The sequence below is a fragment of the Pedobacter heparinus DSM 2366 genome (assembly GCF_000023825.1).
GTDB classification, from domain to species: Bacteria; Bacteroidota; Bacteroidia; order Sphingobacteriales; family Sphingobacteriaceae; genus Pedobacter; species Pedobacter heparinus.
Genome location: NC_013061.1, coordinates 3,329,605 through 3,342,169, shown reverse-complemented (window position 1 = coordinate 3,342,169; position 12,565 = coordinate 3,329,605). Strand labels below are relative to the sequence as shown.

Sequence of the window (12,565 nt, the reverse complement as noted above, 5' to 3'; positions counted from 1 at the left end):
TCATTATGATCCATCTGTTAAAAAACCAGATATCCGCAGTATTGCTGGCGGGTTTTGGTATAACCAGTTTTACAGCCCTTGCCCAGCAACCTGCTTACCAGCTCTGGTACACTAAACCTGCGGAAAAATGGACGGATGCCCTTCCAATCGGGAATGGTCGTTTGGGTGCCATGATTTTTGCAGGGGTAGAAAAAGATCACATTCAGTTTAACGAAGAGACTTTATGGACGGGCGGTCCAAGAGATTATAACCATAAAGGTGCTGCAGCTTACCTGCCGCAGATCAGGCAATTGCTTTTTGAAGGTAACCAGCAGGAGGCCGAAAAGCTGGCTGCTGAGAAATTTATGGGCAGCATGAGTGGGGCGGGCGACCGGACCAAATGGGTTGGCGACATGAAGGCTTTAAAGGGATTGCAAGGCAATCCGGCGCTTGAAAACTACGACGATCAATCCTGGAAAAGCATTAAGGTACCCAGTTATGAAGGCTGGGAAGCTGTGGGACTCTCGGGCCTGGATGGGGCAGTATGGTTCCGCACGACGTTCGAGGCTCCGCCCAACTGGCAGGGCAAAGACCTGGTGCTCGACCTGAACCGTATCCGTGATCAGGACCTGACTTATGTAAATGGTACCCTGATCGGCAATACCGATGGTACCGAACCCAGAAAGTATACCATACCGGCCAAACTGCTTAAACCTGGAAAAAATACCATTGCTATACAGGTACTCAATTATTTTGATAAAGGTGGACTGGCAGGTTATAAAGATACAAGCAAAGCCATTGCGGTCTATCCGAAGGATGCACCGGGAAATGGAGTGTCGCTGGTTAAAGAATGGAAATATAAGGTGCAGAATGATGAACCGCCGCTGGTTCCTCAGTTTCAGGCCAGTTACCAGCCATTTGGCGACCTGTACCTGAACTTTAAAACCGAAAATGAAGCGGTTACAAATTATAAAAGGAAACTGGACCTGAACACAGCAGTTGCCAGTACCACCTACACCTTAAAGGGCATAAACTATCTGCGGGAATATCTTGCTTCGCAACCCGATCAGGCAATTGTGATACGTTTAACGGCCGATAAAAAAGGAAGCATCAGTTTTGATGCCCTTTTGGGAAGTCCGCATAAGTACTCAGGAGTTAAGAAAATAAATGCCAATACCATTGCACTTTCTTTAAAGGTGAGGGATGGCGTGCTAAAGGGCGAAAGCCGCCTGCAAGCCATCATTACTAAAGGAAAGTTACTGGTTACGGCCAATAAGATCAGTATTGTTGCTGCGGATGCCGTAACACTTTACCTTACGGCCGGTACCAGCTTTGTAAACGACAAAGATGTTTCGGGCAATCCAGCCAGTGCAGCTGTTAAAGCACTGACCGGCTTAAATGGAAAGAGCTATGCCCAGGTTAAAGCGGCACACATCAAAGAATACCAGAAATACTATACTGCTTTTTCAGTCAGTTTTGGGCCCGACAGTAAAGCAAGCTTGCCAACAGACGAACGGATAGAACAGTTTTCGGACGGGAATGACCCCGCTTTTGCCGCCTTATTTATGCAATATGGCAGGTACCTGTTAATTTCCAGTTCCCGGCCGGGAACGCAGCCCGCAAACCTGCAGGGCATCTGGAATGAGCTGCTTACCCCACCATGGGGCAGTAAATATACCACCAACATTAACCTCGAAATGAATTACTGGCCAACGGGGGTATTGAACCTGTCTGCAATGGCCGAACCCCTGATCCGGAAAATAAATGCGCTGGCAAAAAACGGGGAAGTAACAGCTAAAGTGCATTACAATGCTAAGGGTTGGGTATTGCACCACAATACAGACCTCTGGAATGGTACAGCCCCTATTAATGCCTCAAATCATGGGATATGGGTGTCTGGCGCAGGATGGCTCAGTCAGCACCTATGGGAACATTACCTTTTCACACAGGACCTAAATTTCCTTAAAAATGAAGCCTATCCGGTAATGAAACAGGCAGCCGTTTTCTTTAACGACTTTTTAATTAAAGATCCCAAAACAGGCTGGCTGATCAGTACACCATCTAATTCTCCTGAAAATGGGGGACTCGTAGCCGGGCCCACTATGGACCATCAGATCATCCGTACCCTCTTTAGGAACTGCATTGCTGCAACAGCGCTTTTGGGCGTTGATGCTGATTTTAAAAAAACACTGGAGCAAAAAATAACGTTGATAGCACCAAATCAGATTGGTAAATATGGTCAGCTACAGGAATGGCTGGAAGATAAAGATGATACCACCAATAAACACCGCCATGTTTCGCATTTATGGGGCGTACATCCGGGCAATGACATTACCTGGGATACACCCGACATGATGAAGGCAGCCAGGCAGTCGTTAATTTACCGTGGCGATGAAGGTACAGGCTGGAGCCTGGCCTGGAAAATCAATTTCTGGGCACGGTTTAAGGACGGTAACCATGCCATGAAAATGGTTAAAATGCTGATCAGCCCCGCGGCAAAGGGTGGTGGAGCTTACATCAACCTGTTTGATGCACACCCACCTTTCCAGATTGACGGCAATTTTGGGGGAGCCGCAGGCATTGCAGAAATGCTGCTGCAAAGCCATACCCAGTTTGTGGAACTGTTGCCGGCCTTACCAGCAGATTTGCCGGAAGGTGAGGTAAAAGGAATTTGTGCACGCGGGGGCTTTGTATTGAACTTTAAATGGAAAGATGGTGCATTAAGCGCAGTCGAGGTCTATTCAAAAACAGGTGGTGTTTGTTTACTGCGCTACGGAAATAAGATTACCAGTATTGCCACTCAGCGAGGGGCAAGCTATAAATTTAACGGAGATTTAGAGAAATTATGAGTAGAAGAAGTGCTGTGGCCTTTCTGATTTGTATGCTGACAAGCTTTACAGTTTTTTCACAAACAGGCCAGCGCAAAAGCATCGCATTGAACCAGGGATGGCAAAGTATTGCAGATGATACGAATATCAACGCATACAAAGGATTTGAAGCTGTAGGTTTTAACGATAAAAGCTGGAAAACGGTAGATGTTCCGCACAACTGGGACCAGTATGAGGGTTATCGCCGCATGCTGCATGGCAACAGGCATGGCTATGCATGGTACCGCAAAACTTTTGTCAGTAAAGCACAGAAAGCAGGTAAACGGTTTTTCTTATATTTTGAGGGCGTAAGTTCTTATGCCACCGTATGGCTGAACGGGAAAAAAGTAGGTTACCATGCGGGTGGGCGTACCACCTTTACACTGGATGTAACGGAAGCGATTAAACTGAATAGCCAGCCCAATGTGCTGGCGGTGCGTGCAGACCATCCGGCCAATATCCGTGATTTACCCTGGGTAGACGGCGGCTGTTCAACGGAACGTGGTTTTTCTGAGGGTTCGCAGCCGATGGGTATTTTCAGACCGGTACAGCTGCTGATCACCAGCGATGTCAGGATTGAACCTTTTGGTGTACATATCTGGAACAACGATCAGGTTTCTGAAAAATCGGCATTGCTGAACTTTGAAACTACTTTAAAAAATTACAGCCTGCAAAGTAGGGACATTACTATTGTACATACACTTTTAGATCAGGCCGGCCACAAGGTTAAAGAATTTAGCCGTTCGGCCAAACTCTCCGGAAAAACAACCTTCAGTTTTACACAAAAGGACAATGAAATCAGCAATCCTAAGCTTTGGTCTTTGGAAAATCCATATTTATATACGCTCAGGACGGCTGTTATTGAAAATGGAAAAGTAATAGACCAGGTAGACAACCCTTATGGCATCCGTTGGATCAGCTGGCCTGTAGGTGAAAATCCGGCAGATGCGAGACGGTTCTTATTAAATGGTAAACCTGTTTTTATCAATGGAGTAGCCGAATATGAGCACCTGATCGGACAAAGCCATGCTTTCAGTAATGAGCAGATCCGTTCGCGCGTGATGCAGATCAAAGCAGCGGGTTTCAATGCTTTTCGTGATGCACACCAACCGCATAACCTGCTTTATCAGGAATACTGGGATAAGCTTGGCATTTTGTCCTGGACCCAAATGGCAGCACACATCTGGTACGATACCCCGGAATTCAGAAAAAACTTTAAAAATTTGCTTACAGACTGGGTTAAAGAACGCAGGAACAGCCCATCAGTTGTGTTGTGGGGACTGGAAAATGAAAGCACCCTGCCCGAAGATTTTGCCAGGGAATGTACAGAGCTGATCCGACGGCTGGATCCAACGGCTTCTTCACAAAGAAAAGTAACCACCTGTAACGGTGGTAAAGGAACAGACTGGGATGTGCCGCAAAACTGGACCGGTACCTATGGTGGTGATCCATTAACCTATGCAGAAGATGTGCAGCGGCAGGTCCTGATAGGAGAGTATGGAGCATGGCGCACACTTGATTTACATACAGAAGGGCCTTTTATGCAAAAGGGCCAGTATAGTGAAAACAATATGACCCAGCTGATGGAAACCAAGGTACGTTTGGCCGAATCTGTAAAAGATAAAACAGCCGGACATTACTTCTGGCTATTCAGTTCGCACGATAATCCGGGCAGGGTACAGGGAGGAGAAGGTTTAAGGGAACTGGACAGAGTAGGGCCTGTAAATTATAAAGGCCTGTTTACCCCCTGGGAAGAACCTCTGGATGTATTTTATATGTTCAGGGCCAATTATGCCCCAAAGGAAACGGAACCTATGGTGTATATCGTATCGCATACCTGGCCCGAAAGGTGGTTGAAACCCGGCAAAAAGGATAGCATTACCATTTACTCCAATTGCGATGAGGTGGAGTTGTTTAATGATGTAAATGCCATTTCACTGGGTAAAAGAAAACGTGCTGGTACAGGTACCCATTTTCAGTGGGATGCGGTTGATGTACAATACAATGTACTTTATGCCATTGGCTATGTAAATGGTAAAGCAGTGGCCAAAGATTATATTGTGTTAAATAATTTGCCTAAATCACCTCATTTTGAGGAGTTCAATAAGGGGGCTGAAAATATAACTAAACCCGCGGCAGGATACCAGTACCTGTACCGTATCAATTGCGGCGGACCCGAGTATAAAGACCAGAACGGACAATTATGGTCGCCCGACCGTGCTTTGACCAAAGGTGGTTTTGGTTCGGTATCCTGGACAGCTGGTTTTCCTGGTATGCCGGTTTTTTTTGCCAGTCAGCGCCGTACCTTCGATCCCGTCAAAGGAACTGCAGACTGGCCGCTGTTCCAGTCTTTCCGTTACGGCAGGGACCAGCTTTCTTACCATTTTCCTGTACCTGACGGTGAATACCTGGTAGAACTTTATTTTATTGAGCCCTGGCTGGGTACAGGCGGTGGAATGGACGCAAAGGGGATGCGTTTGTTTGATGTGGCGATCAATGGAAATACCTTATTGAAGGATGTGGACATCTGGGCGGCGGCCGGACACGATGCTGCATTAAAAAAGACAGTTAAAGCCAGGGTTAAAGGCGGAACATTGCTGCTCTCTTTCCCCCGGGTAAAATCCGGGCAAGCCCTTATTTCTGCAATAGCTGTTGCATCGGCAAATAAAAATATTATTCCCGCTAAACAGAGCAATGCTATTATTGAACCTTTAAAAGCTATACAGATATCCACCTGGATGGATCTGGGCGATCAGCAATATAGCGATGGGCAAACAGCTTTTACCAGTCTGCCATCTGCCCTGTACGGAGCAGAATGGATCCGGACAGCAGGGCAATCGGCCATTGCCGAAGCATTTAAGGTTTCCGGTGATGCAGATGTATATGTAGCAGCAGATGCTGTAGCCCAGCTCGACTGGCTGCAGGGGTATGAAGATACCAAAAGCACAATCACAAACAATGCAGGTACCACATTTAAAGTGTACCGCAAACATGCTGTAAAAGGAGAGCATATTGTACCTGGACCAAAAGCAGCGAATACAAGTATGTATACCCTGGCAGTTTTACCGAAAACCAATATGCAGCCGGCTTACGACCTGAAAGCGGTAACCAGCTACAAAGCTGCAGATGCAGCTTTAAAAGGAGAAGGTCTGGTTAAGGAAATATTGATGGAAAAGGAACGTGTTACCTTTAAAAAGCCCTCGGGCGACGTTTTGGAATTTACCATCAGTGTTGGCGTTGCCGATACCTATTCGCTTACCGTTAAATACCATAACCCTTTTGAACATACACTGAAAGGAAAAATAGAAGTTTTGACCATGGATGGAACCGTGCTGAAACCGGCAGAAACCATTGCATTCAGCCCCGCAAAAAAAGGCAAATGGAATTACTTTAGTATCAATACCGGTACCATGATCAATGCAGGTACCTATAAGGTACGCCTGATTGCAGAAGATGCAGCAGGGCTTAGCATTGATGCGGTTGATGTACAATAATCTGATTATTTATAAAATAACCAGATGAAATAAGATAAGATATTATAACATATAGCGAAAATATTATATTAATATAGATACCGGCAAGTAGATATTTGCTTTAACCAATTTATAAATCAGCCAATCGCCAAAATGAAGGGTCTCCCTATTTTCGATCTTGTTATAATTGTCATTTACCTTATCGGAATGATATTGGTAGGGATTTATTTTTCCCGCAACAACAAAAACTCTGACCAGTTTACCAAGGCCTCGGGCCTGATACCTGGATGGGCCATCGGCTTGTCCATTTATGCTACCTTTTTGAGCAGCAATACTTTTTTAGGCGTGCCGGGCAAAGCTTTTGGCAGCAACTGGAATGCCTTTGTCTTTAGCCTTTCCATGCCGCTGGCCGCCTGGGTGGCTTCAAAATACTTTGTACCTTTTTACCGAAGTACAGGCGAAATCTCTGCTTACACACATTTGGAACATCGTTTTGGCGCATGGGCACGCACTTATGCCGTAGTTTGCTTTTTACTTACCCAGCTGGCCCGTATGGGTTCTATCTTTTTTGGGATTGCCTTAAGCTTACAGGCACTTACCGGATATTCCATGCAAATGATCATGGTGGTAATGGGGGTTTGTATTATTATTTATACGGTGCTTGGTGGTATTGAAGCTGTGATCTGGACAGAAGTGGTTCAGGCTGTAGTCAAAACTTTTGGAGCCTTGCTTATCTTATATCTCATCATTACCAATATGCCTGGCGGGGTGTCTAAAGTAATTGAGATAGGTAAATCAGCCGATAAGTTTAGTCTGGGTAGTTTTTCTCCCGATTTTATCAGTTCCTCTTTCTGGGTGGTTTTATTGTATGGTTTCTTTATCAACCTGAACAACTTTGGTATGGACCAAAATTATGTGCAGCGTTATCATACAGCTTCTTCTTCAAAAGCAGCTTCCAGATCTATCTGGTTATGTGTATGGTTATATGTACCTGCCTCCCTGATGTTCTTTGTTATAGGCTCTGCTTTGTATGCGTATTATGAAGTAAATCCTGATCTGATTGCAAGCATAAAACACCAGGTAGCAGTAGAGCGTTTGCCTTTAAATGCTTCTGTTACAGAAATAACAGATCTGGAAAAAACTTTACAGCCTGCCGATTATGGTGATAAGATCATGCCTCATTTTATGGTCACAAAAATACCCGCAGGATTGGTTGGTCTTATCGTTTCAGCCATTCTTTCTGCTGCCATGAGCACCATAAGCTCGGGGATGAACTCATCAGCTACAGTGTTTACCGTCGATATTTATAAAAGATATTTTAAACCCGATATCACTGAAAAACAAAACCTGTCGCTCCTGCATATCGCTACCGTTGGATTTGGGCTTTTAGGGATGGGCGCAGGTATTGCTATGATTGGTGTAAAGAGCATCCTTGATGTGTGGTGGGAGCTGTCGGGTATTTTCGCTGCGGGTATGCTCGGCTTGTTTTTACTGGGCATAGCCAGCAGGCAAACCAAAAACCATGAAGCATTTATTGCTACCATGATTGGCATTGTGGTCATCATCTGGATGACATTCTCTGCACATTTGCCAGCCCAATATGAGTTTTTGCGCAACCCGCTCCATAAAAATATGATCATTGTAATTGGTACCCTCAGTATTTTCCTGGTAGGCGTACTGTTAACAAAACTGAAAAATAGAAATTTAAAATCTGCTGATGGAAACATGCCGGTTTAGCACCGGAGCTGTCTGAAATAAATATAAAAATTACTACATAATATAAAATGGAAAACTCACAAAAAGGGTTCATCCCGGTCATGCTTACGCCTTTTTTTGGCAATGGCGATATAGATTACGATGCACTTACCCAGCTTACAGAAGTATACTTAAAGGCCGGAGCTTCAGGCTTATTCGCCAATTGTTTGTCAAGCGAAATGTTTGAACTGAGCGATGAAGAAAGAATAAAAGTGATCAGTCATGTCATTAAGGTGGCCGATGGGGCCGTACCTGTAGTGGCTACAGGTACATTTGGCGGAGAGATCAATAAACAGGCCGATTTTGTAAAACGGGTGAATGATCTGGGTACAGAGGCGGTAATTATTATTGCAGGTTTGCTGGCTGCCGAATATGAAACAGATGCTGTATTTGATGAAAGGGTTTTTGACCTGATCGGCCAGACAAAAGATATTCCGCTTGGTTTTTACGAATGTCCGGTACCTTATAAAAGAACATTAAATGCGGGTCAGCTGCAACAATTTGTGGAAACTGGCAGGGTAATTTATCATAAGGATACCTGTCTGGATCTTGGCCAGATCAAAGAGAAACTGGCAGTTACACAGGGTTTCCCGAAATTTGGACTGTATGATGCTTATATGGTACATGCTGTAGATTCTTTAAAAGCAGGTTCAGCAGGTCTATCCTGCATCCAGGGTAATTATTTTCCTGAACTCATTGTGTGGTTGTGCAAATACTACAACGATGCCCGGCTAGAAAATGAAGTACAGCGTGTGCAAAAATTCATGATCGACAATATGGATGTTATGCACAACGTATATCCGGTTGTATCCAAATATTTTCTTCAAAAAAGAGGCCTGAACATTTCAACCTTTACCCGCAGGGATGTAGGAACCTTTAACACTTCGGTAGTTAAGGAAATAGAAGCACTGTTTGCCGATTACAGCAGTTTGAAAAATGAGCTGGACATTCCTGTCCTGATTTAAAACGGTTATTCGTTCAGATACTTGCGTTTATAATCCAGTGGGGTCATGCCTGTTACCTTTTTAAAATGTCTGTAAAAATTAGACACATTGTTGAAGCCACAATCAAAGCAGATCATTTCTGTAGGCAGTTTATTTTCAATTAAAAAGCGACAGGCATGGCTTACACGGATCTCTATCAGAAAATCGTAATAGGTTTTTTTGGTCATCAGTTTAAAATACCTGCAAAAAGAAGTAATGCTCAGGTTACTTAATGAAGCAATTTCTTCCAGGGTAATGTCCTTTTTATAATTGGTCATGGTATAAGTGCAGATCTTATTGATCCGCTGCGTTTCCGACTCGTTGCTCTGATAAAAAGTATTTTTACCGGTTACTATACCAGCATATTCATCGGTTTCTGCCAGTGTTTTTAAAATAGAGAGCAGAATGATGATCCGGTCCAGGTTGGTGGCCTCAATAGCCGATTTCATTAGGCCGGCCAGTTTATCCCTGGTCTTACCATTAATCACCATCCCACTTTTTGCTTTCTCGAACAGTTTGGGTATCAGGTAAGCCTCGGGCAGGTTCAACAGGTACTTACCCAAACAATCCGGTAAAAACTGGATCACCATCGCTTCTACATGCAAATCGGGATTATTTTGAAAATACTCATCCTTGCAGCGCCAGGTATGCGGCAGGTTCTCGCCCAGTAATATCATTTCACCCTGTGTAAAATTGCTGATGTTATCACCAATAAACCGGACACCTTCACCTTTTATAATATAGTGAAGTTCCAGTTCCGGATGGTAATGCCAGATGTTTCCGAAGTCTGGTTTAACATCATGACGAATACTGAACGAACTTTGAGGCGTACTCGGGATTTTGTGAAAATGAGGCTTCATTTTATTTTTATATTTGAATATTATATTTATATTTAATTATTCAAAACTGAGTTTTTGCAAATAATAAGGGTTATTGATCAAATGTATGTCTTTTTATGACAATATCCTACATTAATTTGCTAATAACCATCAGTAATTGAATGACGCTATTGTGGAGTTTTGTATAAGGCCATGATGGCAATAACCAAATTATAAACCGACAAATTATTTTTTAGTAAATATTTTGTTCAGTAATAAATTAAAATGCAAGGGGTAAATAGAGAAATTATTCTGGTTTCAAGTGGTGATCTGAGACTGTCGGCAAATCAAAATTGCTGGGAAGCACAGTCGCAAATGGAGCGCGACCTGACTACAGCTATTGGTAAGTTAGGCTGGACAGTAAGACGCGCCCATGCTTATGATGCCAATAAAAAACACGGCTTCATTGATTCCCAAAGAATGGGAATGGATGTATTCCGGAACATCAACCCCGAACAACCTTTAATTGTTGCCGAAAGTGTTTGGCAATATTCACATCACGTATTTGCCGGGTTAACCACGCACAGCGGGCCTATATTAACGGTAGCCAACTGGAGCGGACAATGGCCGGGCCTGGTAGGTATGCTAAATTTAAATGGCTGCTTAACAAAGGCCGGTGTAAACTATAGCACGCTGTGGTCTGAGCAGTTTACCGATGATTTTTTTATTGCCGGTTTAAACGAATGGCTGGCTACAGGTAAAGTAAGCCATAACTTAAGCCATGTAAAGAGCTTGGCACTCCATAAAATTCCATTTAGTGAAGAAGAGCAGGGCAGAAGTTTTGCCAGAAAGCTGAAAGAAAGAAAAGTGATCATGGGTGTATTTGATGAGGGCTGCATGGGCATGTACAATGCCATTGTGCCTGATGAATTGTTGCATCCAACAGGTTTTTTTAAAGAAAGGTTAAGCCAGTCGGCACTCTATGCAGCCATGAACCGTGTTAAGGATAGTGAAGCAGAGGCTGTTTTAAATTGGTTGCTGGATAAAGGTATGCAGTTTAACTGGGGCGAGAACCCTGAGGCCGAGCTTACCCGGGCGCAAAGTATGGAGCAATGCAAAATGTACATTGCGGCTGTACACATTGCTGATGAGTTTGGCTGTGATACCATTGGCATCCAATACCAGCAGGGATTAAAAGACCTTACCGTGGCAAGCGACCTGGTAGAAGGTTTATTGAATAATGAAGACAGGCCTCCTGTATATTCAGAAGGCGGTAAGGAACTATATGCAGGCAAAGCATTGCCCCATTTTAATGAGGTAGATGAATGTGCCGGAATTGATGCTTTGCTCACTTACAATTTATGGAAGGAACTGGGCATGGAAGGAGAGAATACTTTACATGACATCAGATGGGGAGAGCATTATAAAGGTGCAGGTATAGATGATTTTGTATGGTTGTTCCTGATTTCGGGTGCTGCACCTGCAGCGCATTTTGTGGGGGGCTATGCTGGTGCAAGTAGCGACAGGCAGCCGCCAATGTATTTCCGTTTGGGTGGGGGCACCCTTAAGGGCATCAGTAAACCAGGTGCAATTGTATGGAGCAGGGTGTACGTAATGAACAATGAGCTGCATTGCGATTTAGGGGTAGGCGAGGTAGTTGCCTTGCCGGAAGAAGAAACTTACAGACGCTGGAACAATACCACGCCTGAATGGCCCATTATGAATGCCGTATTAAAAGGTGTAAGCAGGGACCAGTTAATGGGGCGTCACAAAGCAAACCACATCCATGTTGTCTATACGCCTGATGAGGCTGCAGCGCATAAAGCATGTTGTATTAAAGCGGCAGCGATGGATGAATTGGGTTTGAAGGTGCATTTTTGCGGAGAGGTAAACCTATAGAAAGGTAATTTTTAAGAGAATACTAACCAAATTAATAAATTATGAAACGTGTATACCTATTGCTGTTTATCATGCTCCTGGGCACTGGCATATTTGCACAGAACAATGCCATTCCTGCAAATGAAAAGGAAGCATATTTAAAGGTGATTACGCAACGTGCAGATAAAATTGCATCAGTACTGAATATCAGTGATGAAGCAAAACTGCAGAAAGTGAGCCATATCATCAGAGATCAGTACAATAACCTGAATGATATTTATACTGAACGGGATACGCGGATTAAAGAAATCAAAAAAACTACCGAAGGCGATAAAACAGCAACTGAAGCTGCTGTTAAAGCCGAAAACGATAAAGCAGATGCTGAACTGGCCAAGCTACATAAAAAATATCTGGCTAAACTTTCTGCTCAGTTAACTGAAGACCAGGTAGATCAGGTGAAAAACGGGATGACCTATGGTGTATTGCCCCTAACTTATAAAGCCTATCAGGAACAGATACTTACCCTTACGGAAGAGCAGAAGAAACAAATCTTTACCTGGTTAACCGAAGCAAGGGAGCATGCCATGGATGCAGAGTCGTCTGATAAGAAGCATGCCTGGTTTGGCAAATATAAAGGAAGGATCAATAATTACCTTTCGGCAGCAGGTTATGATTTGAAAAAAGAAGGTCAGGAATGGGAAAAAAGAAGAAAATCAACAGCAAAGACAGATAAATAAGAAATGCCGCTCTCTATTTGGTTAGAAAAATTCCCGTTACTGATTAAAGTAACTGTTGGTAACGGGTTTTTCTGT

At 43.8% G+C, this 12,565-nt stretch carries 7 protein-coding genes; 6 read left to right on the top strand and 1 reads right to left on the bottom strand.

All coding sequences use genetic code 11. From position 1 onward, the window contains the following. Positions 1–5 precede the first annotated feature (5 nt). The 4 genes from PHEP_RS13950 (at position 6) to PHEP_RS13935 (ending at position 9,039) form a co-directional block, all read left to right on the top strand. Positions 6–2,828: a glycoside hydrolase family 95 protein gene (locus PHEP_RS13950; RefSeq protein ID WP_015808627.1), complete on the top strand. Its 2,823-nt coding sequence runs from the start codon at positions 6–8 to the stop codon at positions 2,826–2,828. Beyond that, entirely contained in the window at positions 2,825–6,340 is a 3,516-nt protein-coding gene (locus PHEP_RS13945) for a malectin domain-containing carbohydrate-binding protein (protein WP_015808626.1), read from the top strand. Before PHEP_RS13950 ends, PHEP_RS13945 begins: the two co-directional genes overlap by 4 nt. Before the next feature lie 186 nt (positions 6,341–6,526). Further along, entirely contained in the window at positions 6,527–8,056 is a 1,530-nt protein-coding gene (locus PHEP_RS13940; RefSeq protein WP_238326480.1) for a sodium:solute symporter family protein, read from the top strand. Between the two features lie 47 nt (positions 8,057–8,103). Then, positions 8,104–9,039: a dihydrodipicolinate synthase family protein gene (locus PHEP_RS13935; RefSeq protein WP_015808624.1), complete on the top strand. Its 936-nt coding sequence runs from the start codon at positions 8,104–8,106 to the stop codon at positions 9,037–9,039. A gap of 5 nt (positions 9,040–9,044) precedes the next feature. Here the strand turns inward: PHEP_RS13935 and PHEP_RS13930 are convergent, their stop codons facing one another. Continuing rightward, entirely contained in the window at positions 9,045–9,917 is an 873-nt protein-coding gene (locus tag PHEP_RS13930) for an AraC family transcriptional regulator (protein WP_015808623.1), read from the bottom strand. Between the two features lie 243 nt (positions 9,918–10,160). Between PHEP_RS13930 and PHEP_RS13925 the strand changes: the two genes are divergently transcribed. Both PHEP_RS13925 and PHEP_RS13920 read left to right on the top strand, forming a co-directional pair. After that, positions 10,161–11,774: a fucose isomerase gene (locus PHEP_RS13925; protein ID WP_015808622.1), complete on the top strand. Its 1,614-nt coding sequence runs from the start codon at positions 10,161–10,163 to the stop codon at positions 11,772–11,774. A gap of 41 nt (positions 11,775–11,815) precedes the next feature. Continuing rightward, positions 11,816–12,490, top strand: a complete 675-nt coding sequence (locus tag PHEP_RS13920; protein WP_015808621.1) for a DUF3826 domain-containing protein — start codon at positions 11,816–11,818, stop codon at positions 12,488–12,490. Positions 12,491–12,565 lie beyond the last annotated feature (75 nt).

What these genes read in the sequence shown, in the direction of transcription:
- PHEP_RS13930 (WP_015808623.1), bottom strand. Translation starts at nt 9,917, where the DNA reads ATGAAGCCTCATTTTCACAAAATCCCGAGTACGCCTCAAAGTTCGTTC.
- PHEP_RS13945 (WP_015808626.1), top strand. Translation starts at nt 2,825, where the DNA reads ATGAGTAGAAGAAGTGCTGTGGCCTTTCTGATTTGTATGCTGACAAGC.
- PHEP_RS13920 (WP_015808621.1), top strand. Translation starts at nt 11,816, where the DNA reads ATGAAACGTGTATACCTATTGCTGTTTATCATGCTCCTGGGCACTGGC.
- PHEP_RS13940 (WP_238326480.1), top strand. Translation starts at nt 6,527, where the DNA reads ATGATATTGGTAGGGATTTATTTTTCCCGCAACAACAAAAACTCTGAC.
- PHEP_RS13925 (WP_015808622.1), top strand. Translation starts at nt 10,161, where the DNA reads ATGCAAGGGGTAAATAGAGAAATTATTCTGGTTTCAAGTGGTGATCTG.
- PHEP_RS13935 (WP_015808624.1), top strand. Translation starts at nt 8,104, where the DNA reads ATGGAAAACTCACAAAAAGGGTTCATCCCGGTCATGCTTACGCCTTTT.
- PHEP_RS13950 (WP_015808627.1), top strand. Translation starts at nt 6, where the DNA reads ATGATCCATCTGTTAAAAAACCAGATATCCGCAGTATTGCTGGCGGGT.